Here is a 26323-nt window from a genome sequence, read left to right as displayed (position 1 = left end):
TAGCCAAGGCAATTCAATATCTTCATAGCTGAAAATTATTCAAACCAATAATGATGAGTTGAATTTCAGTATGAAAATACAACTCATTATGCTTATGGGCTGAAATTGACCAAGGTATATTTAACTTTTTTGAACGGCTTTTTATTTTATGCCTCATAAAAAGAATTGTACCTTTGCGCCGTCACTAATAAGTTACTTAATGAGTAATACGAATAGAAAGCAAGATGCGCTGGATTACCACTCGCAAGGCCGCCCCGGAAAGATACAAGTAGTACCTACTAAACCAACAACATCGCAAAGGGATTTAACCCTGGCATACTCTCCAGGAGTTGCAGAGCCTTGTTTAAAAATAGCAAACAATACAGAGGATGTTTATAAATATACCGCTAAAGGTAATTTAGTTGCAGTAATCAGTAATGGAACAGCTGTTTTAGGGCTGGGCAACATCGGTCCCGAAGCGGGTAAACCGGTAATGGAAGGTAAAGGCCTTTTATTTAAAATATTCTCCGACATCGATGTATTCGATCTGGAGCTGGATACCGAGAATGTAGATGATTTTGTAAAAATTGTTAAAGCTCTGGAGCCAACTTTCGGAGGGATCAATCTGGAAGATATTAAGGCCCCTGAGTGTTTCGAGATTGAGCGCCGTTTAAAACAGGAGATGAATATTCCTGTGATGCACGATGATCAGCATGGAACAGCCATTATTTCTGGTGCAGCATTATTGAATGCCTGCGAAATCCAAAAAAAGAAAATAGATAAAATCCAGGTTGTGGTAAGTGGCGCAGGTGCTGCTGCAGTTTCCTGCTCTAAAATGTACCTGAGCTTAGGGGTTAAAAAAGAGAATTTGGTGATGTTCGATATCAATGGATTAATTGATATCCACCGTACCGATCTGGATGATATCCGCATGAGCTTTGCAACTACCAGAAAAGGGATTTCCAATATTGGAGAAGCAATGAAAGGGGCTGATGTTTTTATCGGACTTTCAGCGGCAAACGTCATTTCTCCAGATATGTTAATGGGGATGGCCAAAAATCCAATTGTTTTCGCAATGGCGAATCCAAACCCTGAAATTGCCTATGAACTGGCAATCAAAACCCGTAAAGATCTGATCATGGCTACGGGCCGTTCTGATTATCCTAATCAGGTGAACAATGTACTGGGTTTCCCATATATTTTCCGTGGGGCGCTTGATGTTCGGGCAACCAGTATCAACGAAGCCATGAAAATAGCTGCGGTTAGGGCGATTGCCGAACTGGCCAAAAAATCAGTTCCCGAAGCAGTTAACCTAGCCTACAATGCGCGTAACTTAAAATTTGGACGGGATTATATCATCCCTAAACCTGTTGATTTTAGGTTAATTACCGAAGTATCAACTGCAGTAGCAAAAGCTGCAATTGAAAGCGGTGTGGCCAGAAAAATCATTACCGATTGGGATGCCTATAATGAAGAATTAAGAAAACGTTTAGGCCTGGATGATGCCATCATGAGGGCGGTAACTACCAAAGCGAAAATGGAGCCTAAACGTGTGGTATTTGCAGAGGCTGATAATTATAAAATTTTAAAGGCTGCCCAGATTGTAAAAGATGAGAATATTGCCATTCCTATTCTTTTGGGAAATAAAGAGAAGATACAAGCCATTATTGATGAGCATGCGCTGGAGCTTGAGGGAGTAGAGATTATCGATCAGATGCAGAATCCTGACAAGACCCAGCAATATGCAGAAGCGCTTTTCAAAAAACGCCAGCGTAAGGGAGTTTCTTCGATGCGTGATGCTACAAAGCTATTGAGAGACCGTAACTATTATGGCGCTTCGATGGTTGAATTTGGGGAGGCTGATGCCATGATTTCGGGCTTGACCAAAAATTATGGCGCTACCATTAAACCTGCTCTGCAGGTAATCGGTGTAGAGCCAGGCGTTAAGCGTGTTGCAGGTATGTACATGATGATGACCAAAAAAGGCCCTGTTTTCTTTGGCGATACCACAGTAAACGTAGATCCAACTGCAGAAGAGTTGGTAGATATCACACTGTTGATCGATAAATCTGTTAAACAGTTTAATATCAAACCGCGCATTGCCTTATTATCGTATTCAAACTTTGGTTCTAATGATGGGGTAACCCCAAATAAGGTAAGAGAAACGGTGAGGCTTCTTCATAAAAATCATCCAGAAATTGTGGTTGATGGAGAAATGCAGGGGAACTTTGCCATCAACAACGAACTGTTGCAAGATAATTTTCCATTTAGCACTTTGGCTGATGCCCCAGCGAACACTTTAGTGTTCCCAAATCTGGAATCGGGAAACATTGCATACAAATTGTTACAAGAGCTTGGTGGTGCCGAAGCAGTTGGTCCGATCCTGTTAGGACTGAATAAACCTGTTCATATTGTTCAGTTAGGCAGTTCTGTACGCGAAATCGTCAATATGGTTACCATTGCTGTTGTAGATGTGCAAGCAAAAGAAGAAATTGCAACATCAAAACGAAAAGGTATATTTGGGAAAACAACTAAAAAGTAGAATTACATGTACGCCTATATTGATGGTAGATTGACATTCAAAAACCCAGCTTACGTTGTGGTTGAAGCCGGAGGTATAGGCTATCATATAAACATTTCTTTAAATACATACAGCGCTTTGGGCGATGCAGAAAGGTGCAAATTATATACCTGGCTGCATGTAAAAGAAGATGCACATACATTATACGGCTTCGCTGATGAAGGCGAACGCCGTTTATTTTTACATTTAATTTCGGTATCGGGTATCGGACCGAATACAGGCAGGATGATTTTATCGTCCATTACTCCTATTGAGATTCAAACTGCAATTGTTAAGGCAGATTTGCCGCTCATTCAACGGATTAAGGGTTTGGGTGCAAAAACCGCACAACGCCTGGTTTTAGAACTACAGGATAAATTAAAAAAAGAAGGGGCAGATTCATTAATTTCTATGCCTCAACACAATACTGTTAAAGATGAAGCGTTATCAGCATTGGTAATGCTCGGATTCGCCAAACAAACCGCCGAAAAAACTATAGACCAGATTTTAAAAGTGACAGAGGGAAACCTTTCGGTAGAGCATTTAATTAAACAAGCTTTGAAAACTTTATAGATCTAACGCCTTTGAAGAGAATATCTACATTTCTGTTTCTCATCCCTCTTTTTTTAATTGCTTCTCAAAACACTTTCTCTCAAGTTGTTCCAAGCAAAGCGGATACTATTACCCCCAAAAATAACTTTGGATTACGCGAGAAAGAACGTTTAGGACTCAGTCCTGCTGTTAATCCATTTTATCCGGCACCCAATAATTTAAAACGTGTTGTAGAATACGATGCTAAGAACAAACGTTATGTGGTGAAGGAATTGATCGGCGAAAAATTTGTTTTAAATACGCAATACTTAACGATTGATGAATACCAGCGATTGGTGAACAGTGAGATAAAACGTGGCAACTGGCGCAGTATTTCAAATGCAGAGGTAAGTGATTATAGAAGCACAGGTATAATCCCTCAGATTCAGGTAAATAGTAAGGCTTTCGAAAAATTATTCGGTGGAACAACCATCGACATTCAGCCACGTGGAGAGGCTGAACTTACTTTTTTAGGGCGTGTAAATAAAAATGAAAACCCGCTTTTTAACGAAAGGCAAAGGGTGCAAACAAATTTCGATTTTAACCAAAGGATCCAGATGGACCTCGTTGGAAATATTGGTACCAAGCTAAAAATTAAAAGTAATTACAATACAGAGGCACAGTTTGATTTTGAAAATCAAATCAAATTGGATTATACAGGTGGCGTAGACGATATTATTCAAAAAATAGAAGCTGGTAACGTGAGCTTGCCTTTAAATACCTCATTGATTACTGGAACACAGGCTCTTTTTGGTATAAAAACGCAACTAAAATTCGGGCGTTTAAACGTAACGAGTGTTTATACCCAACAAAAATCACAATCGAGAGAAATTAAAATTACCAACGGGGCGCAGCAAAATACCACCACCGTGAATGTTGATAGCTACGAAGCAAATAAACACTATTTCCTGTCGCAGTATTTCAGAAATAACTATAATAAGAACCTGGCTAACGCACCCATCATTACCTCTCCGATCCAGATTACCAAAATTGAAGTTTGGATTACCAATAAAGCAGGAAATACAACCGACTCCAGAGATGTACTGGGCTTGATGGATTTGGGTGAAAACATTCCTTTTAACAATAATTTAATTACCGGTGGAACTTCTGGCTTGCCGGCAGGAACTACCGCTACAGGTTTCCCACAGCAATCAAACAACCTGATCTCGCAGTTAAACGCTTATCAGGGTGGTGCCATAAGACAGACAAATTCTAATGCCGTTCTTTCTTTCTTCCAAACAACGCCGGCTAATAGCAGTAATACCGATAATTTTGCTAAATTGGTTTATGCCAGGAAGTTAACAGATCGCGAATTTACTTTTCAGCCACAACTGGGTTATTTATCGTTAAACAACCCGCTAAATGCCGATGAGGTTTTAGCAGTTGCCTACCGTTATACCTATAACGGGGTGGAGTATCAGGTGGGTGAATTTTCTACCGATGTTTCTTTTGATGCGGCTAACCCAAAAGTGCTATATGCCAAATTGTTAAAGAACGAAACCACTAAGATCCAGCTGCCAACGTGGGATCTGATGATGAAAAATATTTACTCTATTGGCGGGTACCAGATCAGCAGTCAGAATTTTAAACTGGATATTTACCGTATTGATAACGAAACCGGGGTGGATAATCCCGTAATGACCGAAGGTCAGAATACGGCTAATAAGCAGTGGATTGCCCTGACCGAATTCGATCGATTGAACCAGCAAAATGAGCGGAAACCCGATGGGATTTTCGATTTTGTGGCTGCAAACAATGCGTTTGGATCTTATTCTACGGCAAGCAATGCCAATCAGGCCAGTATGTTCGGTGTTGGCAGCAATGGGCAAACTTCGTTGGTTACCAATACCAATTCGGGTTATATCACCATCGATCCTGCAAATGGAAGGATTATTTTTCCTGTAATTGAACCATTTGGTAAAGATCTGGCGGCAAAATTTTTGCCAAGCGAACAGGCATTGATCAATAAATATACTTTTACAGCGCTTTACGATTCAACACAAACCATCGCCAAGCAGTTATTTCAAAACCAGAACAGGTATACCATTAAGGTAAATTACCAGTCGGATATCTCTTCTGAATTTAGCTTAAATGCCATTAACGTTCCAGAAGGATCGGTAAAGGTTTTTGCAGGAACAATGCCACTGACCGAAGGAGTAGATTTTACTGTCGATTACCAGGGCGGCCGTGTGAGTATCATTAACCAGGCACTTTTGGTATCCGGTCAACCGATTAGGATTACCACAGAAAACAGCGAAACCTTTGGTTTGCAGCAACGCTCACTTTTTGGAACCCGTTTAGATTATCGTGTAAACAATAAGCTAAATCTTGGGGGTACCATCATGAACCTGACCGAAAAACCTTTAACTCAAAAGGTGAACATCGGCGAAGAACCCATCTCGAACACCATTTGGGGGGCAGACATTAACTATAGTTCGCCATCACGGTTTTTAACAAAACTGGTTGATAAACTTCCATTCATTTCAACTAAAGCACCATCGAGTGTAACATTTTACGGCGAATTTGCTCAACTAATTCCTGGCCACCCGAGGGCACTGAATTTTGCGGGCAGTAAAAATGGGGTAAGTTATTTAGATGATTTCGAGGCCTCGAGATCGGTAATCGATTTAAAGAGTGCCATTGCCTGGCAGTTATCTGGTACTCCTCAACTTTTCGCCGAATACGATAAGTCTAACGATTTATCATACGGTTATAACCGGGCAAGAATTGCCTTTTACAACATCGATCCTACTTTTTATAATTCGGCGGCTTCTACCACTCCGGCCAATATCAGAGGCAACCGGTCAGAACTTTCCAATCACTACGTAAGAGAGGTAATTGAGCAGGAGGTTTTTCCGTTTAAAGAAACGGCTACCGGACAGGCTTTGAACATTACCACTTTTGATGTGGCCTATTACCCAACTGTTAGGGGGCCTTATAATTTCCGTACGACCAACTTTAAGCCAGATGGATCTTTATTGCAGCCTAAGAATAATTGGGGAGGTTTTCAGCGAAAAATCGAAACCAACGATTTTGAAGCTTTAAATGTGGGCTTTATCGAGTTTTGGCTAATGGACCCATTTATTTATAAGCCAAATTCGGCAGGTGGAGATATTTATTTCAACTTGGGGAATATTTCGGAAGATATTCTTAAAGATGGTAGAAAATCGTTAGAAAATGGTTTGCCAGTTACAAACGACCCAAGCAAGTACGATGAAACCGTATGGGGGCGTGTACCTAAATTGCAACCTGTTATACAGGCTTTCGATAACAATGCCAATTCGCGTAGGGTGCAGGATGTGGGTTTGGACGGACTATCGGATGCAGACGAAAAAGTAAAATTTGCCGCGGCAATTACGCAGATTAAATCGCAATTAAATGCCACTGCTTCTGCCGCAATTGATGCCGACCCATCATCAGATAATTATACTTATTTCAGGGGACCGGCGCTAGATCAGATCAATGCGGGTATTCTTAAACGCTACGAAAAATATAACGGAACTGAAGGGAACTCTAAAACCTCACAGCAGTCGCAAGAAGAATTAGGACTTGAAAACTCCGCTTCCACTTCTCTGCCGGATGGGGAAGACATCAACCGCGATAATAACATGACGCAAAGTGATGAGTATTTTCAGTATAAAGTTTCGATGCGCCCGGGCGATTTAAATGTTGGTCAGAATTTTATTACCGATAAGGTTACCTCGCAGGTAAAATTGGCCAACGGAAATACCCAGGCTGTTTCATGGTATCAATTCAGAATCCCAATTGGTCAGTACCAGGAGAAAGTAGGCGGGATCCAGGATTTTAAATCGATCCGTTTTTTCAGGATGTTTATGACCAATTTCGCTGATACGGCCGTAATGCGCTTCGCGAAGTTACAATTGATCCGTGGGGAATGGAGAGAATATAATGCTTCGAACCAAGCTGCACAAGTAATCGTCGATCCATCGCTGCCTGCACTTACTCCTGATAATTCTACCATTGAAGTTTCGACGGTAAACATTGAAGAAAATGGAAAACGTTTACCAATTCCGTACGTTACCCCTCCTGGTATTCTTCGCGAGCGCGACTATAGCAACTATCGTGGCGATACGCGTTTAAATGAGCAATCGCTATCGGTTATCGTAAAATCGTTAAGAGATGGCTACGGTAGAGGGGCATTTAAAACAGCCTACAGCGATTTCAGATCTTATAAACATTTAGAAATGTTTATTCATGCCGAGGCTGTTAATAATCAAATTTTAAATGATAATGATGTTTCGGCATTCTTGCGGATCGGGACGGATAACCAGGATAATTATTATGAATATGTAATCCCATTAAAGGTTACCAATCCGGGTACAAGCGATCCTGATGCCATTTGGCCAGAAGCCAATAGAATGGATATCGATTTAACACTTTTTCAAAATGCCAAGCTGGCCCGTAACGTAGCTAAACAAGCCAACGGCCAACCATGGCCTACAAATGTTCCATTTACCTATACCGATGGAACCAGAACCATTGTAGTTAAAGGGCAGCCTGATATGAGCAAGGTTAGGGTATATATGGTGGGTGTTAAAAATCCGCTCCGTGCTGCTAATGATGATCGCAAAGATGATGGCCTTGATAAAAATGCAGTGGTTTGGTTTAACGAATTAAGATTAACTGAATTTGACGAAAAAGGCGGTTGGGCAGCTACCGGAAGATTGAACTTAAAATTGGCCGATTTTGCAGATGTAAATATTTCTGGAAGTAAATCTACCATCGGTTTCGGATCTATCGATTCGAAAGTGAGCGAGCGGAACCGTGCAGACAATGTGTTGCTTGATGTTTCTTCTGCCATGGAATTAGGCAAGTTTCTGCCGCAAAAATCGGGAGTGAAAATTCCGATGTTTGTGAGTTACTCTAAACAGGTTTCTACCCCACAGTACAATCCCAGAACGCCAGATATTGAACTCAAAAATGCTTTAGAGCAATCGACAAAACAACAAAAAGATTCGATTTTAAATTTTGCACAGGATTATACCGTTAGAAGAGGCATAAACTTTACCAATGTTAGAAAAGAACGGACCAATAACAGTAAGCCTGTTCATCTTTGGGATATAGAGAATTTTGCAGCAAGTTATGCTTATACCCAATATAATCATCGCGATTTTATTAATCAGAACAGTATTCAGAATACCTATAGGGCTTCGCTACAGTACAGTTATTCTAAAGAAGCCAAAACGATAGCGCCGTTTGAAAAAATTATAAAATCTAACATGCTGGCTTTATTGAAAGATTTTAACTTCAGTATTTTTCCAAGTGCCATTAATTTCAGAATTGATGTAGACCGTTTATATTCAGAAAATACGTTGCGGAATAACGATCCGAATAATACCATTGGTGTTTACCCGAGTGGCTACGGTACCACCTTTAACAAAAACTTTACCATGAGCCGGATTTATGGTATTGCCTGGAACCTTACCCGTTCGCTACAGCTAGATTTTAATGCCACAAATTATTCGATCATTGATGAGCCGGATGGAAGAATTGATGGTTTAAAACGTGATACCGTTTGGCAAAACTTAAAACGATTAGGACGTACAACCGATTATAACCACAATTTAAACGTTACCTATAACCTGCCCATTGATAAAATACCCGGATTAAACTGGATTACCGTAAAAACCCGCTACGGTACCAACTTTAATTGGCAAACCGAGCCGCTTTCTACCTTACGCGATCCGAATATTAATTTGGGTAATACGATACAGAATAGCAGAACGGTACAGGTAAATCCAACCTTAAACCTAACCACTTTATACAATAAGTTCGGTTTTATCAGAAATGCAAGCAATGACCAGGAAGGAAGCGGCGCTAAGAAATTTTTTATTAATTTATTAACGAGTGTAAAAAATGTTAATGCCAGCTATGTACAAACCAAAGGTATTTTCTTGCCAGGTTATCTGCCAACTACCAAGTATTTTGGTATCGATAATGCAACTGGGGCACCGGGTTTAGGTTTTGTTTTTGGAAGTCAGCGTGATATTCGTGAAATGGCATTAAACAATGGATGGCTAACTACCGATACCTTACAGAATCAGCTGTATGTAAACACACTCAGGGAAGATTTTCAGCTTACCGGGCAGATAGAGCCATTTAAAGATTTACGGATTACGTTAAAAGCCAATAAGGCGCAAACAAGAAACTTTTCTACCAATTTTAGGTACGTGGCCAGTGTATCATCCTTTGAAAATTTAAGCGCCATTACCACGGGCGATTATAGTGTATCATATATTGCTTTGGGTACAGCTTTCAAAGAAAATAACTCAACTGTAATTTCGGGTCTGTTTAATCAGTTTATGGCCAATAGGACCATTATATCGAGAAGATTGGGCGCTCAGAATCCAAATTCAGCGGGCGTAAATGGCGGTTATGCTGATGGTTACAGTAAAGAAAGTCAGGATGTAATTATATCGGCCTTTATGGCTGCCTATTCGGGCAAAGATGCAGGGAAAACAAAAATGAATGCCTTCCCTAAAATTCCGCTTCCAAACTGGAGTTTAACCTATAGCGGGTTAACACGTATTCCTTTTATCGCCGATAAGTTTTCATCTGTAGATATCCGTCATGGCTATCGTTCGGCCTATAATATTAATGGTTTTAACTCATTACTGCGTTACCAGGAAACCAATGGTGCGGTGAGCAGTAGAGATGTAAATAATAACTTTTTACCAGAATACCAATTTGCTCAGGTAACCATTTCAGAATATTTTTCTCCATTGGTTGGTGTTGATACCAGGTTTAAAAATAACCTGACTGCTTCATTCGAATTAAACCGGTCTCGTTTATTGGGACTAAGTTTATCTAACAGTCAGTTGGCGCAGCTATCAGAAAATAATATGGTTTTAGGATTGGGTTACCGTACCAATAAGTTCCGTTTCCCATTCGGGTGGTTTAAAAGCTTGAAAATGGATAACAATATGGATTTCAAGTTAGATGTAGCTATCCGCGATAATAAAACCGTTATTTACCGGGCTGATGTGACAGAGGCAGAAGTATCTTCCGGAGCAAAGAACATTACCTTAAGGCCAAGTGTAGATTATGTGTTGAATCAGAAATTTAACATCAAATTGTTTTACGATTCGAATATTACTAAGCCATATACTTCGCAAACCTTTAATACTTCTTTCAGTAATTTTGGGTTCAGCTTAAGGTTTACACTGAATTAATCGATTTCCGTTACATAGAAAAAAGACTGTGTCATAAAAGGTTTCTCTAAATTTTGCCGCGTTGAGCTCTGCCTGTAGGGAGCTTGACAAAGTATCGAAACGTTTTAGACGAGGTATGGTAGGTCTTTCGACAAGGTAAGGATAACAATCCATAAATATAATGCGGCCTCTTTTTGGGTTTGATAAGATCAAAAAGCTGATCAGATCAGTGATCAATATTGAAAAACTATTGATCGCTTAAAGGTTTTAAACCATCATCATGCCGTTCATTCAGCAGATTCCAAAATTCCTTCTTAGCTGTTTCAGAGAATATTCTGCTAAATACATATGCAGTTAAGAACATAGGAGCATAACTGAACAGGAGATAATCAAAACTGATGAAACGCACGGAGCCACTGATAACCAGATAGAGCAGAAAGATAACAATTGAATGTGCTACCGGCCTGTCATTTATAAATCTTTTATAACCCACTTTTGCGATCAGATATCTATTTAACATGATTAGTGCTGCAAGTATAGCGACAAATAAAAATACATGACTGAAGGAGAGGTGAAAATTAAAAATGTAATTCAGTGGTTTGATGAGCGTAATCAATCCGATATAAGCAAATCCAATGGCCATGGTTACAGGTGCAGAGGTGAGCAAGGTCGCCAGGCACACTTTTAAAGTATAAAATAGTGCAGATTTCATGTTGAGCGTTAATTGTGAAGTGAATATAAATATTTTTCCTGAATCTGTTTGGTGAGTATAATGATTTAATATCTCCGCGTGGAAGCATCAACTGATTAAATTAGCGCAATTCTAATAAGTTAATTTGCCAGGCATTGCGATATGTTAAACTAAATTGTATTTTTGGCGGGTAAACGCTAGCAAACGTTTAATCTATACAAGCTTTAATAAAACAAGAAAATTAATATAACTTATATTCAATAAATACAAACCATGAATTTTCCATCAGAATTAAAATACACTAAAGACCACGAGTGGGTTAGAGTTGAAGGTAACGAAGCTTATATTGGCGTAACTGATTTTGCGCAGCGCGAATTAGGTGATATTGTTTATGTTGATATCAATACGGTAGGTAGCGAAGTAGCAAAAGAAGAAGTTTTTGGTACTGTTGAAGCTGTTAAAACCGTTTCTGATTTATATATGCCGGTTACGGGTACGGTATTAGAGGTTAATGCTGAATTAAATGATAATCCGGAATTGGTAAACTCTGATCCATACGGAAAAGGCTGGATGGTAAAAGTTTCTTTAGCTGATTTAGCTGAAGTAGAAGGTTTATTAACTGCAGAAGCTTACCAGGAATTGGTAGGCGCTTAATTATTATATTTTGTACAAAGCACTAAAACATCAAAAATGGGCCGTATTATGGGCCGTGGTGGTTTTAGTGCTTTGTAATATGAAAATTTCCGATTCTGTTGGTAACAGCGGTTTTTTCTTTAAAGGCTTTGATAAAATGACCCATATGGGTTTTTTCTTTGTTTTATCGGTGCTGCTCTTCTACGGTAAAATCAGATACCAGCATACTTTTGCTTTCAGAACATTAACCATTTTTAAAATATTGCTCATCAATGCGATCATTGGTGGCGGAATTGAATTGTTGCAATGGAAAGTTTTTACCTACCGATCTGCAGAATGGTGGGATTTTGGTTGCGATATGTTAGGTGCATCAATGGCTGTTTTTAGTTATGTGTTGCTCCATAAATTAAACTTCAATGAAACTATGGCGAATACCACACTTACCAAAAACAGTTAGTGTATTCTAAATGGCTTCATTGCAATTGAAATAAAATAAAATCAATGAAAACAAAAGTTAGCATCATTTGTGTGATTGTGGCCATATGTTTAAGTGGATGCAGTATCTTTAAAAAGAACTGTAACTGCCCAAAAGTATATTACAAAAGTTATCCCTCGCCACAAAAATAATCCCCTTTTACTGATCGATCTTCCTTTTCGATCTGACTACCTTCTTTTGGCTGTATTTAAAATGTTACCAAGCTTTTAACACACCTTAACAAACCTTTCGACTTTTCTACAGTCTGATAGCTTAGTTTTACATTTAATATCTAATTTTTTTTGATGAAAAGAAACGTTCAGAGTGCAATATTCATTGTACTCCTATTTTGTGGATATATTGCTCAGGCTCAAAATACTGGTTCGATAAGTGGAAAAGTAATTAACGCGAAAGATAAAAAGCCGGTTGATTTTGCTACAATAGCAGTTAAGAGCTTAAAAGATTCGAGTGTTGTGGCATCCGGTCAAACCAATCCTGATGGAAGTTTTAGCTTTAAGGCCATAGCTCCAGGTAAGTATAGGATTTATTCTGCCTTTTTAGGTTTAAAAACAGCTACTAAAGATATAGAAGTGGCTAAAGCAGCAGTAAATGCCGGCGAAATTGCCATGAGCGACGACGGCGTTGATTTAAAAACCGTAAATGTTACCGCTACAATTCCGATTGTGGTGAAAAAGGATACAGTAGAGTTTGATGCCAAATCGATCAAAGTACGCGAAAATGCAGTAGTTGAAGACTTGTTGCAGAAAGTGCCTGGAATTGAGGTAGCTAAAGATGGGAGTATCAAAGCACAGGGTGAAACCGTTACCAAAGTAAAGGTAGATGGAAAAGAGTTTTTTGGTAACGATCCTTTACTGGCAACCAAAAACTTACCAGCAGATATGGTTGATAAAATACAGGTAATTGATGAGCTTTCTGAACAGGCACAATTTACCGGTATTGATGATGGAACCAGAAATAAAATCCTGAACATTACCACTAAAAACGGCATGAAACACGGTTATTTCGGTAACAGTACTGTAGGCTATGGTTCTAACGACCGTTACGATGCCAGTTTAAATGTAAACAAGTTTGATGATGACCGTCAGATCAGCTTCATCGGTCAGTTTAATAACGTAAATAAACAAAACTTTGGCCAGGGTGGTGGCGTAGGAAACGGATTTGGTGGTGGTGGCGGCGGCCGTGGCGGTTTTGGCGGCGGCGGTGGAGGTAACTCCGGCGGTGGCGGAGGTGGTATCACTACAACCAATGCTGCGGGTTTAAACTTTGCCGATACTTACAAAGATGGCACACAGTTTCAGGCCAGTTATTTCTTCAATAAATCGACTGCTGATATCATTCAGGACTCACATATCCAAAATCTTTTTGGGGGTAGTACGACTGATGTTACGCAGAATTTAAACAATACAACCGACCGTACCAACCACCGTTTCAACTTTATGGTGGATACGAAGATCAATCCTTCATTATCTATTAAAATACAGCCAAACCTGGCCTATACCGAAACAGATGGAAATAACTTTAATAGTTATACCAGAATACTTAGTGACGGCTCCACTATAGGTGAACAACACAACACCACGACTGCTGCTACACCTACCATTAGCAATAATTTATTGGTGCGTAAAAGTTTTAAGCGTAGGGGCCGCACGCTATCATTAAATGTAAACACCAGCATAAATGATAACGACGGGACCAATCAAAATTACCGTTTAGATCATATTACAGAAAACGGAGTAAAAAGAGATTCGCTAACCAATCAGTTAAACAACACCAATAGCCATGCGATAAGCAATACCACAAGAGTGGTATATACCGAGCCTTTAAATAAAACCTTAAGCGTAGAGTTTAATTATCAGAACGGTTACTCAAACAGCGATTCGCAGAGAGACGTGTTTAACTATAATCCCCTTACGTTGCAATTCGATTTAGTAGATAATACCTTTTCGAATATTTATAATAACCGTACTTTAACCAATGCGGCTGGTTTTAGTTTTACTACAACAGAGAAAAAATACAACTGGAACATTGGTGTAGCCGCACAGCAGACCAATAGGGTGAATACCAATTTAACTACAGGTTTAAAACGTACACAGAACTTCATTAACATTACGCCATCTGCGCAGTTCAGATATAATTTCAGTAATCGTAAACGACTATTTATCAATTATCGTGGTTCTACTACGCAGCCAAGCATCGATCAGATTCAGCCTATCCCAGATAATACAAATTCGCAAACCCGTTACGTAGGTAACCCGGACTTGAAACCTTCATTTAATAACCAGTTGAGGATTAACTTCAATAATTTCAATATCGAAAGTGGTCGTTTCTTCTTTGCTGGATTAAACCTTACGCAGACATTTAACAGTATTGGAAATACGGTTGTTCCAATAGGTGGCGGCCTTCAGCAGGTTAGTTACATTAATGTTAATGGCGTTTATGCTGGTAATGCCAATGCTACCTGGTCTTTACCTTTAATGGCTGAGCGGAAGCTTACCTTAAATATTTCGGGTAATGGTTCGTATAGCAGAAACGTAAACTTTATTGCGCCTAACGCGAGCACTCAACTGGTAAAAAATGTGACCAATAGTTATACCATATCTAATGGTTATAAACTGGTTACCAACGTTGATAAATTTGATTTAACCGGTGGTATAACCGGTAGTTATACTAACTCTACGTTTTCGGCACAGCAATCGGCAAATACCCAGTATTACACCATTAACCCGAGCTTTAATGTGAGCTACGTATTTCCGGCAAACATCAGGCTGGCTATGGATATCGATTATTTCAGAAATTTTGGTGGTGGCGATTTGTATAACCAGGAATATACCATTATTAACCCTTATATCAGCCGTCAGTTCTTTAAAAACCGGGCTACTTTTAAATTCTCTGTAAATGATGCATTGAATCAAAATACAGGTATTTCGAGAACGACATCAGGTACTTCAATTACAGATTTAAACTATAATGTGTTAAAACGTTATTACATGTTCTCTTTCACTTATTCTCTAACCCGCATTGGAGGAAGAAATATGAGTGGAGATATGCAAATGCCTGGTCAGGGAGGTGATGGCGGTCGCCGTATAAGAATGTAAAACGGTTAGATTAAAATAAAGAAAGTCTCGGTTTTAACCGGGACTTTTTTGTTTTATATCCACCCGGTTTATGATTAAATGTATTGTTGACATTTATGTATTTCAAATGTTACCTAAGTAAAATAAACCTTTATAAAAGCCTGCAGTCTCTATGCTATAAACCAAACTAACCGAATGAAACGAATTTTTACGCTCCTTCTAATTTTATCATCTTTTTATGTTTACGCCCAGAAAACAGGTTCAGTTAGCGGACGGGTTATTCAATCAAAAGATAAAAAGCCAATTGACTATGCTTCTTTGGCTGTTAAAAACCTCACAGATTCGAGCATGGTAGGTGCGGTAAGCACTACAGAAGATGGGAAGTTCGTTTTTAAAAATCTAAAGCCTGGGACCTACAGGTTATATGCAGCGTTTTTAGGTTTAAAGAACGCCACAAAAGATTTTACTATTACTGTGGATAAAGCAGATATAACCTTAGCAGATATTGTTTTAGAAGGCGGCGCAATAGATCTTCAGACGGTTGATATTAAAGCAGAAATTCCGCCAATTGTGGTAAAAAAAGATACCCTTGAGTTTAATGCAAGCTCGTTTAAGGTGGTAGAGAATGCTGTAGTAGAAGATTTGTTAAAGAAATTGCCAGGAGTAGAGGTAGATAAAGCCGGAACAGTAAAAGCCCAGGGTGAAACCATTACCAAAGTTAAGGTAGATGGAAAAGAGTTTTTTGGGAATGATCCTTTATTGGCCACTAAAAACCTTCCGGCCGATATGATCGATAAAATTCAGATTATCGATGAACTGTCAGACCAGGCACAGTTTACCGGAATCGATGATGGTTCGAGAACCAAGATCATTAATATCACCACCAGAAAAGATAAGAAAAACGGCTACTTCGGAAATAGCACGGGCGGTTATGGTTCTAACGACCGTTACGATGTAAATGCGAACATTAACCATTTTAATCAGGACAAGCGATTGAGTGTAATTGCCCAATTCAATAATGTAAACAAACAAAATTTTGGCGGCGGCCTGGGAGGAGGAAATGGCGGCAGTAATGGTGGCCGGGGCGGGATTACCGATACTAAAGCCGGTGGATTTAACTTCTCTGATATATATGCTGATCAAACCGAAATTAATTTCAGCTATTTCGTTAATAAATCTGATAACCTGATTTTAAGAAACAGCGTTACCCAAAACCTTTTGGGCAATGTGACTACGGTTTTCAATAATAACCAGACCAATACTTCCGATCGCCTAAACCACCGTTTAAACTTTATGGTCGATACCAAGCTAGATTCGCTTACCTCATTGCGCATCCAGCCGAATTTAAGTTATACCAACAACGAAAGCGTAAACAACAGTATTTACACCCGCGATTTTGGCACCTATAATACAAGCGGCTCCCAGCGATTAACCAATCATAATACTGCCCCATCTATCAGTAATAATATTTTGTTGCGCAAAAAGTTTATGCGCCGTGGAAGAACATTGTCGCTGAATTTTAATACCAACATTAACAATAACGACGCCGATAATTATAATTACAATCCCGAAACGCGTGAAAAAGATAATGTTAAAACGGAAAAGATTATTAACCAGCTCAATGATCAGGAAAGCGAATCTATCAGTCAGAATACCCGACTGGTTTATACTGAACCTTTAGATAAAACCCTGAGCCTGGAGTTTAACTATCAGAACGGCTATAACCATAATACTTCTGATCGTTTTACTTACGACTTTAATCCGGTTACACTAAACTACGATTTGCTGAATGATTCATTAAGTAACGTTTACGAAAACACCATTTTAACCAATACAGCTGGTTTCAGTTTTAATAAAATGGCTAAAAAATACAACTGGAATGTGGGGATGGCCGTTCAAAATACCGATCGTAAAAATAATAACATTACCCGTGGATTTATATTAAAACAAAACGTATTTAACTATACACCTTCTGCCATGTTCAGGTACAATTTTAGTAATAACAAGCGCTTGGTCTTCAATTACCGTGGCAGTACCAATCAGCCTACCATACAACAGTTGCAGCCTATTCCTAACAATACCAACACACAAAGCATCCCGCTGGGGAACCCCGATTTAAAGCCCGAGTTTAATAATACCCTACGCATTGCCTACAACACTTTTACAGTCGGAAAAAACAGATCGTTATTTGTGAATGTAAACCTAACCCAAACTTCCAATAAAATTGCCAATAGCAGCAGTTTAATAGAAAAAGGTGTTAACCAGGGTAAATTTGCCGTATTGCCCGTAAACGTAAACGGTGTTTACTCAGGTTCATTATCCTCTTCATTGAGTTTGCCCATTATGGCAGAAAATAAGCTTAATTTCCACATCAATATAGGCGGCAACTACGATCGCGATGTAAACTTTACCAATACCTTAAAAAATATCACCAACAGCTGGTCGATTAGCAATGGTTACCGTCTGGTTTCCAATTTAGATAAACTCGATTTAACTGCCGGCGTTAATGGTTCAATTAATAGGGCTACCTATTCCGTTCAGCCCAATTCAAACACGCGTTATTACACTTTTAGTCCCAATATCAGCATCAGTTATATGTTTCCTGGCGATATCCGCTGGTCGGTTGATGCCGATTATAACCAGAATACAGGCAGAGGAGAGAATTTCGATACCCACTTTACTCTGGTGAACTCGTACCTTAGCAAACAGTTTTTTAAAAACCGGGGCACTTTTAAAGCAGCAGTAAACGATTTGCTGAACGAAAACCAGGGCGTAAGCCGTACGGCCAACAACAATACTATCCGTGACGAAAGCTACAATGTATTGCGGCGTTATTTTATGTTTTCATTTACCTATTCGTTAAATCGTATGGGTGGTAAAAACCGCATCAGAGGAGGCGAAGAAGGTGGCAGGGGACGTGGCGGTAACGCTGGGGGAGGCTTTGGCGGGGGCAGGCAACGAAACTAGATCATTTTAGGGTAAAGCTATGTAATTTATATCCCATACCCTATTATCTTATTTGGAATAAATCTAAAGAAAGGTTAACTTGCGCCAAATTTAGCACATGAAACTGTCGCACCTAAAAGTTGGAGAAAAGGGAACAATTGTAGCTTTTACAGATTTAGATATGTCTGTAAAGTTAATGGAGATGGGCTGCTTGCCGGGTGAGGAGGTAGAGGTAGAGCGTTTTGCGCCTCTGGGCGACCCTATGGCTATCCGTGTTGCTGGCTATCAGCTTTGTTTGCGTAAAAGTGAAGCTGATGTTATCATTATTCAATAAAAGAACTGGGTTTGGATATTAAAGTTGCATTAGTTGGTAATCCCAATACAGGTAAATCTACTTTATTTAATCGTTTAACAGGGTTAAATCAAAAAATTGGAAATTTTCCAGGCATTACTGTCGATAAGAAAACAGGTTTTACAAAACTTGCCAGCGGTAAAGAAGCCGAGATCATCGATTTACCGGGAACGTATAGCTTATATCCGAAAAGTGCTGATGAAAGCATCGTTTTTCAGGTGCTTGCCGATAAAGAAAACGATAGCCATCCTGATGTTATTGTACTCATTGCCGATGCTTCGAATTTAAAGCGTAATATGCTTTTGTATTCGCAGGTGGCAGATTTAGGTATCCCGATTATTTTGGCCCTTAATATGATCGACCTTTCTGCCAAGCAGGGGATTGAGATTAAGCTGGATAAACTGGCAGAAAAGTTGGGTATTCAGGTGGTTTCCATTTCGGCAAGGAATAATATCGGAATTGATAAACTGAAACAAGCCATTGCCAATACCAATAAAATTGCCACACAATATCAGGATGTAGATGTGAATTTCCTGGCTCCGGAAGCAATTAATGCTATAAAATCGAAACTCAATTCCGACAACGATTATTATGCACTCCAGGTGCTGCATCAGCATGAACATTTAACTTTCTTTACCGAAAAAGAGCAGGAAGAAATTGAGCATATAGAACAATCTCACCATTTCGAATCTTCTAAAATTCAGGCTGCAGAAACTATTGCGAGATATAAACATCTCAGTACGATTTTATCTGATGTAGTTATTGACAAAGGGACCGAAAAGAAATTTTCTTTCAGCGATAAATTAGATGCTATTTTAACCCATAAAGTATGGGGATTTGCCATTTTCTTGCTTATCCTTTTTGTAATTTTCAATGCTATATTTGCCTGGTCGTCCTATCCGATGGACTGGATTGAGACTGGTTTTGGTTTTATTACCAACATTGGGCATAAATATTTGCCCGCAGGTATGCTTAGCGATCTGTTGTTGGATGGTGTAATTGCAGGTTTAGGAGGTATTTTTGTTTTTATTCCACAGATTGCAATTCTTTTCGCATTCATATCCATTTTAGAAGATACGGGTTATATGGCCCGTGTTACCTTTATGATGGATAAAGTTATGAGTAAAGTTGGGCTTAACGGTAAATCGGTAGTACCGATGATTGGCGGTTTGGCCTGTGCTGTTCCATCTATTATGGCTGCCCGAAATATCGAAAACTGGAAGGATAGAATGATTACGATTATGGTTACTCCATTGGTAAGCTGTTCGGCAAGACTTCCCGTATATATTTTGATTATTTCGTTAATCATTCCTTCTAAAACCGTTCTAGGTGTTTTTAACCTGCAGGGACTGGCATTAATGGTGATGTACCTGGTGGGTATTATTGCTGCGGTATTAGTAGCATGGGTAATGAAATTCATTATCAAAACTAAAGAAAGGTCTTATTTTATCATGGAGTTACCGGTTTACCGCATGCCAAGGTGGAAAAACGTGTTCTACACCATGTACGAGAAATCGAAAACCTTTGTGTTCGAAGCCGGTAAAGTAATCATCGCCATTTCCATCATCCTTTGGGTAATGGCTTCATTCGGACCAGGAAACCGTTTTGAAAGTATCGATAAAAAATACGAGTCTGCTCTGGCTGATACGACAAAAAATACTGATCATATTAAAACGCTGGTGGCTACCGAGAAGTTAGAAAATTCATATGTGGGTATTCTTGGTCATTGGATCGAGCCGGCAATCAGCCCTTTGGGTTACGATTGGAAGATTGGTATTGGTTTAATTACTTCATTTGCTGCCCGAGAAGCTTTTGTTGGCACGATGGCCACTATTTATAGCGTTGATGGTGGTGATGAAGATACTACTACCATTAGAGAACGCATGTCGGCCTCGGTTAATAACCGCACTGGCTTGCCTGTTTATACTTTTGCTACAGGTATTTCATTAATGCTTTTTTATGCCTTTGCCATGCAATGTATGAGTACGGTTGCTATAGTTTACCGCGAAACCAAAGGCTGGAAATGGCCGGTAATCCAATTGGCATATATGACGGCTATGGCTTATGTTGCTGCGCTTGTTGCTTACCAGCTGTTGAAATAGCTTAATCTTTTCTCAGCTGTCCGCCCAGGGCGTACTCGAGGGAGCTCATTTAAAATGTAATTATTAAGGTTAGGAGAGCAGTGCCTGTACAACTATTGATGTTCTCTCCCGCTTTGCGTTTTACTTCGCCTACGGCTTCGTGTTCACTTCAATCGGGTCTAAGAGGTCAATACAATACTGCTATTTTTGATTGGGAGCATGCATTTGCCACTCTGAATGGAGTCGAAGGGAGCAATTAGGCAATTTGCTATTGATTGCACAGACTTTTGTTTCTAAACCCGGTAGAAGCGGCAGCCCCCGATTGCAATTCGGGGCTATAGCGGATAACGGGACTGCTGTTCCCGAAATCCTACTGAACGTTCATTTCCTAATAATAATTAAGAATAACTAAAAGCATTTTATCATATAAGATGGTTACAAAGCGATATTGACTTTAGTCTTTCACCTTCAGTCTTTCTGCTCTATCCTAGTTCAATCTGACGCTTAATGCTCTCTTCTAACGAGATTAAAGTCTCTGTACGCTGAATGCCGTTCACGGCCTGTATTTCTTCGTTTAAAACATGGCGTAAATGATTGGTGTCTCTACAAATAATTTTGGCAAACATACTGTATGCTCCTGTAGTGTAATGCAATTCTACCACTTCTTTAATTTTGCTCAACTGCGCAACCGCATCTTTGTACTGGATTCCTTTCTCCAGGTAAATACCTAAAAAGGCGCAGATATCATATCCGGCCTTTTGCGGATCAATGATGAGATGAGAGCCCTTTATAATGCCCATTTCTTGCAGTTTTTTCATCCTAACGTGTATCGTTCCACCCGAAACAATCAGATCTTTAGCGATTTCTGTATAAGGTTTGGTGGCATCCTGCATCAATTGCTTCAATATATCGATGTCGAGGTTGTCAATTTCTAAATTGGAATTGTCTTTTTTAAGCATATTTTTGAATTATGATAAGCGAATTTACAAATATTTATCAATATTATAAAAATAAAATTAAATGTTTAAAATATTTGCAAGGTATTGGTTGTTCCTTTACATTTGTATCAAGCAATTAACAAAAAGGAAACGTTCTTTCAGAATTGCATAACATAATGTAGGGTGGTGAAACAGGCAGACACACCTCCTTGTCTCGGTGGTGGAGAATAATGGGAATATACCGGTTTCGGTACTAACCACTCCTTGAAGGTTCGATTCCTTCCCCTACAGCGGCTTTAGTCCTAAGTCAAGAGTCCATAGTCTTTAGTAGACTTGCGACTGCAGGCTTTGGACTAATGACTAAAATTGTTGGGTGGTGAAATTGGCAGACACGCCTCCTTGTCTCGGTGGTGGGGAATAATGGGACAAACGCAGTTTATTGGGTTGACCACAAATTAATTTTTTGAACTGTAGCTAACTACCCCTTGAAGGTTCGACTCCTTCCCCAACAGCATTTTTTATGAATAATAAGTTAGTTAATCGAGCAATCCTGGATAGGTTGCTCTTTTTCTTTTTTAGGCTAGTTTTTTTCATATCCATCCTATATTTATAGATATATTGTTATATTACCAATTAAATTTTATCCGTTCAATGTCCGTGATGAAGAAACGTGTTTCAATTAAAGATATCGCTAAACAATTAGATATTTCCATTACAACCGTATCGTTTGTAATTAATGGAAAAGCAAGAGAAAAAAACATTAGCGAATCGCTTACTAAAAAGGTTTTAGACCTTGTGGCTGAATTAAATTACCAGCCTAATACCCTTGCTACAAGTTTAAGAACAGGTAAAACAAAAATTATAGGTTTTTTAGTTGATGACATTTCTGAGCCTTTTTTCTCTGGTATAGCACGTCGAATTGATGAAATTGCTTCGAGCCTTGGTTATAAAATCCTTTTTAGCAGCACCAGAAACGATACCGAAAAAGCAATAGAACTGCTGCAGATTTTTAAAGACAGGCATGTTGATGGCTATATTATGGCCTTACCAGAGGGCTTGGAAGAAGAAGTTAAAAAATTGATCCAAACAGATGCTCCTGTGGTACTGTTTGATCGGTACGTACAGGATGTTAAAACAGATTATGTAATAATCGATAATCAGAGCAGTACCTACGCAGCCACTGAACACCTCATTAAAAATAATTATAAAAGAATAGGTTTTGTAACCATCGATACAGCACAGCAACAGATGGTAGACCGCCTGGCCGGTTATGAAAGTGCTGTAGAAAAATATAACTTGCCGGCAATTGTAAAGAAGATAAAATATGTGAACTCTGCCGAATCGATTGAGGAGATGATCAAGTTTTTTAAGGCAGAGAAACAGCTAGATGCGGTAGTTTTTGCGGCCAACTATATTTGTTTGGATGGCTTGAGAACTTTTAGAAAACTAGGTATTCAGATCCATAAGGATATAGCTGTTGTTTCATTTGATGATTTCGAAATCTTAGAATTTTGTGAACCTCCGGTTACGGCTATTGCGCAACCTCTTGAAGCCATTGCAGAAAACGTGATGAAAATTTTATTAAACAAGCTTAAAAAGGCCGGAAAGTCTATCGAAAACACGCAGGTATCGTTACCTACCATCTTACACATTAGAGGCTCAAGCGCAAAGAAATAAGACAATAAAAAAGGGAATAGATTTATGTCCATTCCCGTTCCGATTGTATTTTATACAGATTAAACTGTCATTACATCTTTTTCTTTCGCTTCAGCATGTTTGTCAACCTTAATGATATAAGCATCGGTTAATTTTTGTACTTCGCCTTCGCCTGTTTTAATTTCATCATCAGAAACACCTTCGCCTTTTAATTTTTGAATTTTGGTATTAGCATCCTTACGGATATTACGAACGGTAATGCGGCCTCTTTCGGCTTCTTCCTTAACCTTTTTCACCAAGTCTTTTCTACGTTCTTCTGTTAAAGGCGGCACAACCAGGCGGATAACAATACCATCATTTTGTGGATTGATACCAATATTAGCCACTTGAATAGCTTTTTCGATTGCAGTTAAAAGTGATTTTTCCCAAGGCTGGATTACGATTGTTCTGGCATCGGGCGTATTAATACTGGCTACTTGCGATAATGCTGTAGCTGCGCCATAATAATCCACGAAAATACCATCCAACATTCCAGCTGATGCTTTACCAGCTCTGATTTTAGTTAATTCAGATTCACAATGATCGATAGCTCTTTCCATTGCAGATTGAGTATCCATTAATTGTAATTGTATGAGGTCGTTCATAATTGTGTGTATTTCTACAAAAATAATAATTTTTATTCCTTATTTAACCAGGGTTCCAATAGGTTCGCCGCTAGCGATTTTCATGAAATTGCCGTGTTTGTTCATATCAAACACAATAATAGGCACTTGGTTTTCTTCGCAAAGGGTAAAGGCTGTCATATCCATTACATTAAGGCCTTTATCGTAAACTTCTCTAAAAGAAATTTCTTCATATTTAGTGGCCAATGGATCTTTTTCAGGATCTGCGGTATAAATTCCATCAACGCGTGTTCCTTTTAAAACAACATCGGCTTTAATTTCGATAGCACGTAAAGCTGCTGCAGAATCGGTTGTGAAGTACGGGTTACCGGTTCCTGCACCAAAAATAACTACACGGCCTTTTTCTAAATGTCGAACAGCTCTTCTGCGGATAAACGGTTCGCAGATCTGTTCCATTTTAATTGCAGTAAGTAAGCGTGTTTTAATACCAACTTTTTCTAAAGCATCTTGCAGGGCCATGGAGTTGATTACCGTAGCCAACATGCCCATGTAATCGGCTTGTGCTCTGTCCATCCCACTTTTTTCGGCACTCAAGCCTCTAAAAATATTTCCTCCTCCAATTACGATTGCGATTTCTAAGCCTTTATCGTGTACCGCTTTAATGTCTTCAGCGTATTGTTTAACGCGTTCATTATCAATACCGTATTGTTTGTCGCCCATTAGCGATTCTCCACTAAGCTTAAGTAGGATGCGTTTATATTTCATGACCTCAAAAATATTAACATTTTTTTAATACCAAGCTATGCTTTTTAATAATTGATGTAAATATTTAAATAGAAATACTTATTTAAAGCAAAAGGAGCAATTGTTTAAAATATTGCTCCTTTTGCTTTGTTATTTTTATTGTGCTTTAGCAAGCCATAAAGATGCATTTAAGTGTAATGCCGGGTGTGAGGTATAACCAGATGGTGCATCGCCAGACCAACCATTAAATAAATTATCGTTTGTATCTCCAGTTCCGTCGTCAGAAGGAGAACTATCGCCAACAAAGGCTACTCTTCCGCTTCCGTAAGTAGAAATTAATGCCATTACGCCGTTATTGCCCCCTAATGTGCTGCTCATTCTCCAAAATAAGCCTTGTACATTAGTATTTTGTGATGGAAATAATGTAGCTGTTGTACCATTGTAAAAGGCAAGTTTAGTAGCATTGCCTGCTGCGCCGTTTAATACGATATTTGCATCAGTACTGGTGCCAGTATAAACTTTAGTTGTTGGTTTTTCACTAATATCTACATAATCTATATTAAAGCCGAATGGTTTGTTGTTGTTGATGCCGTTGTTGCTCATTAAATCGTTCCATACCCTTGGCGAATCGTAACCATCGCCATCTCTATCAGAAGGGTTGTAGCCATTTGCATCTGTTCCGGCAGTAGTTGCTGCGGTATGATCTGCAACCATCATTAAACCGCCGCCATTGGCCACAAAGTTCATGATAGCTGTTTTTTCTGATGCTGTAAATAATTTATTCGGTTCAATTACCACATACACATCGTAGTTTTTTAAATCCTGTGGGTTAGAAGTATCTCCATAGGTAATTGCGGTACCAGCAGGTAAAGTTTCTACCAATTCACCACGTTTTACCAATTCTATAGCCCAAGCAGACATTGCGCCTTTCCAGTATGTTTCTGGAGTAGAAGCTGTTATGCCCGTGTACGATGGGGTTGGAAATCTTTGTGCCTTTAGCTCAACGGTTGTGCCTCCAGTATACATAGGAACACTTTCTGTTCCATCAGCATCTATTTGCCAGTCTGCGCTGCCTGCGTTTTCAAACTTAGATGCATCAAACAGAAATTTCTTTCCGGTTAATACGGTACCTGGGTTGGGGTCAGTACCTCCATCACTATTGATTGTGATGTCATCAATATTAATTCTGTTGGATGCACCTGTAAGTTTTCTAATTTCTAAACGGACGTTTCCTGTAACATTTAGTGTGAATGATTGCGTTTGAAGGGTTGATGTACTGGTTACATCGGAACCTGATTGCGACCAGGTGCTGCCACCGTTGGTTGAGTACCATAAACCCCACTGACTAGCTGTATCGCTGCCGTAAATAGCATGCTGAATGCTTACTGTATTAATGCCTGTTGTAATGTCAAACTGCATGGTAATTTTCCCCGAATTACGAATACGGGCAGACCATGAGCCATTTCTTTTATCTGCAGCGAGATTTCCGATTAAAGCATCAAATAAATTCCACGATTTTCCATTGAGTGTAATGTTATCTCCACTTGCAGAGCCTGCAGGCGAAACATCGTAAGCAGTTTTAGGGCTGGTAGAACCCACCTCAAAATTTTCTAAAGTTTGTACGGTAAGTGCAGCGTTTGAAGCAGCAAGGCCTAACGGTTTTGTTTTAAGTAATGCGGTTTGACTGTTTTCAGTTTCTTGTTTCTTACAGCTATTAAAGCTTAGTAGTGTTGCAAGTGCAATAACAGCAATGCCAGTTAATTTTAATTGTTTTTTCATAATAGATT

The 26323-nt window shown here is 39.1% G+C and carries 15 protein-coding genes and 1 tRNA gene; 11 read left to right on the top strand and 5 right to left on the bottom strand.

Annotation, left to right across the window (positions count from 1 at the left end):
• The first annotated feature begins 199 nt into the window (after window positions 1-199).
• The 3 genes from FHT21_RS24665 to sprA are packed head-to-tail and all read left to right on the top strand — an operon-like array spanning window position 200 to window position 10323.
• Entirely contained in the window at window positions 200-2521 is a 2322-nt protein-coding gene (locus tag FHT21_RS24665; RefSeq protein ID WP_167297337.1) for an NADP-dependent malic enzyme, read from the top strand.
• 6 nt (window positions 2522-2527) lie between these two features.
• A complete protein-coding gene (gene ruvA, locus FHT21_RS24660; protein WP_167297336.1) occupies window positions 2528-3112 on the top strand; it encodes a Holliday junction branch migration protein RuvA in 585 nt (194 codons plus the stop codon).
• Between the two features lie 11 nt (window positions 3113-3123).
• Entirely contained in the window at window positions 3124-10323 is a 7200-nt protein-coding gene (gene sprA, locus FHT21_RS24655) for a cell surface protein SprA (RefSeq protein ID WP_167297335.1), read from the top strand.
• Between the two features lie 226 nt (window positions 10324-10549).
• Here the strand turns inward: sprA and FHT21_RS24650 are convergent, their stop codons facing one another.
• On the bottom strand, window positions 10550-11014 hold the full coding sequence (locus FHT21_RS24650) for a hypothetical protein (protein ID WP_167297334.1): 465 nt from the start codon (window positions 11012-11014) through the stop codon (window positions 10550-10552).
• Window positions 11015-11266: 252 nt separating this feature from the next.
• Between FHT21_RS24650 and gcvH the strand changes: the two genes are divergently transcribed.
• From gcvH to feoB, 6 genes are all read left to right on the top strand, one after another.
• Window positions 11267-11647: a glycine cleavage system protein GcvH gene (gene gcvH / locus FHT21_RS24645; RefSeq protein WP_167297333.1), complete on the top strand. Its 381-nt coding sequence runs from the start codon at window positions 11267-11269 to the stop codon at window positions 11645-11647.
• 10 nt (window positions 11648-11657) lie between these two features.
• Window positions 11658-12083, top strand: coding sequence for a VanZ family protein (locus tag FHT21_RS24640; RefSeq protein ID WP_167297332.1), 426 nt, complete (start codon window positions 11658-11660; stop codon window positions 12081-12083).
• A 323-nt stretch (window positions 12084-12406) separates the two neighbouring features.
• Window positions 12407-15217: an outer membrane beta-barrel protein gene (locus tag FHT21_RS24635; protein WP_167297331.1), complete on the top strand. Its 2811-nt coding sequence runs from the start codon at window positions 12407-12409 to the stop codon at window positions 15215-15217.
• Between the two features lie 174 nt (window positions 15218-15391).
• The gene (locus FHT21_RS24630; RefSeq protein WP_167297330.1) at window positions 15392-18163 is read left to right on the top strand and encodes a TonB-dependent receptor; all 2772 of its coding nucleotides are present in this window, start codon (window positions 15392-15394) and stop codon (window positions 18161-18163) included.
• Window positions 18164-18260: 97 nt separating this feature from the next.
• On the top strand, window positions 18261-18476 hold the full coding sequence (locus tag FHT21_RS24625) for a FeoA family protein (protein ID WP_167297329.1): 216 nt from the start codon (window positions 18261-18263) through the stop codon (window positions 18474-18476).
• Window positions 18477-18481: 5 nt separating this feature from the next.
• The gene (gene feoB / locus FHT21_RS24620; protein WP_167297391.1) at window positions 18482-20596 is read left to right on the top strand and encodes a ferrous iron transport protein B; all 2115 of its coding nucleotides are present in this window, start codon (window positions 18482-18484) and stop codon (window positions 20594-20596) included.
• Between the two features lie 461 nt (window positions 20597-21057).
• Here the strand turns inward: feoB and FHT21_RS24615 are convergent, their stop codons facing one another.
• Window positions 21058-21534 carry an Lrp/AsnC ligand binding domain-containing protein gene (locus tag FHT21_RS24615; RefSeq protein ID WP_025145395.1) on the bottom strand — a complete coding sequence of 159 codons (477 nt, stop codon included), beginning with the start codon at window positions 21532-21534 and terminating at the stop codon, window positions 21058-21060.
• Between the two features lie 346 nt (window positions 21535-21880).
• Between FHT21_RS24615 and FHT21_RS24610 the strand changes: the two genes are divergently transcribed.
• Together FHT21_RS24610 and FHT21_RS24605 are read left to right on the top strand one after the other, a co-directional pair.
• A tRNA-Asp gene (locus FHT21_RS24610) sits at window positions 21881-22025 on the top strand.
• 148 nt (window positions 22026-22173) lie between these two features.
• Complete coding sequence (locus FHT21_RS24605; RefSeq protein WP_167297328.1) at window positions 22174-23190, top strand: LacI family DNA-binding transcriptional regulator; 1017 nt, start codon at window positions 22174-22176, stop codon at window positions 23188-23190.
• A gap of 59 nt (window positions 23191-23249) precedes the next feature.
• On the opposite strand, the gene frr is transcribed toward FHT21_RS24605, so the two are convergent.
• From frr to FHT21_RS24590, 3 genes are all read right to left on the bottom strand, one after another.
• Entirely contained in the window at window positions 23250-23813 is a 564-nt protein-coding gene (frr, locus tag FHT21_RS24600) for a ribosome recycling factor (RefSeq protein ID WP_167297327.1), read from the bottom strand.
• Between the two features lie 39 nt (window positions 23814-23852).
• Window positions 23853-24557 carry a UMP kinase gene (gene pyrH / locus FHT21_RS24595; RefSeq protein ID WP_167297326.1) on the bottom strand — a complete coding sequence of 235 codons (705 nt, stop codon included), beginning with the start codon at window positions 24555-24557 and terminating at the stop codon, window positions 23853-23855.
• A 135-nt stretch (window positions 24558-24692) separates the two neighbouring features.
• Complete coding sequence (locus tag FHT21_RS24590; RefSeq protein WP_208399030.1) at window positions 24693-26315, bottom strand: hypothetical protein; 1623 nt, start codon at window positions 26313-26315, stop codon at window positions 24693-24695.
• Window positions 26316-26323: the final 8 nt, after the last annotated feature.

The organism is Pedobacter sp. SG908, from assembly GCF_011759615.1.
Lineage (GTDB): Bacteria > Bacteroidota > Bacteroidia > Sphingobacteriales > Sphingobacteriaceae > Pedobacter > Pedobacter riviphilus.
This window is presented reverse-complemented; position numbering and strand designations above follow the sequence as displayed.

Excerpts from the sequence above, each read along its gene's own strand:
- FHT21_RS24650 (WP_167297334.1), bottom strand. The coding sequence starts at position 11,014 with ATGAAATCTGCACTATTTTATACTTTAAAAGTGTGCCTGGCGACCTTG.
- ruvA (WP_167297336.1), top strand. The coding sequence starts at position 2,528 with ATGTACGCCTATATTGATGGTAGATTGACATTCAAAAACCCAGCTTAC.
- FHT21_RS24630 (WP_167297330.1), top strand. The coding sequence starts at position 15,392 with ATGAAACGAATTTTTACGCTCCTTCTAATTTTATCATCTTTTTATGTT.
- FHT21_RS24590 (WP_208399030.1), bottom strand. The coding sequence starts at position 26,315 with ATGAAAAAACAATTAAAATTAACTGGCATTGCTGTTATTGCACTTGCA.
- FHT21_RS24605 (WP_167297328.1), top strand. The coding sequence starts at position 22,174 with ATGAAGAAACGTGTTTCAATTAAAGATATCGCTAAACAATTAGATATT.
- pyrH (WP_167297326.1), bottom strand. The coding sequence starts at position 24,557 with ATGAAATATAAACGCATCCTACTTAAGCTTAGTGGAGAATCGCTAATG.
- gcvH (WP_167297333.1), top strand. The coding sequence starts at position 11,267 with ATGAATTTTCCATCAGAATTAAAATACACTAAAGACCACGAGTGGGTT.
- FHT21_RS24635 (WP_167297331.1), top strand. The coding sequence starts at position 12,407 with ATGAAAAGAAACGTTCAGAGTGCAATATTCATTGTACTCCTATTTTGT.
- frr (WP_167297327.1), bottom strand. The coding sequence starts at position 23,813 with ATGAACGACCTCATACAATTACAATTAATGGATACTCAATCTGCAATG.
- FHT21_RS24615 (WP_025145395.1), bottom strand. The coding sequence starts at position 21,534 with ATGCTTAAAAAAGACAATTCCAATTTAGAAATTGACAACCTCGACATC.
- FHT21_RS24625 (WP_167297329.1), top strand. The coding sequence starts at position 18,261 with ATGAAACTGTCGCACCTAAAAGTTGGAGAAAAGGGAACAATTGTAGCT.
- FHT21_RS24665 (WP_167297337.1), top strand. The coding sequence starts at position 200 with ATGAGTAATACGAATAGAAAGCAAGATGCGCTGGATTACCACTCGCAA.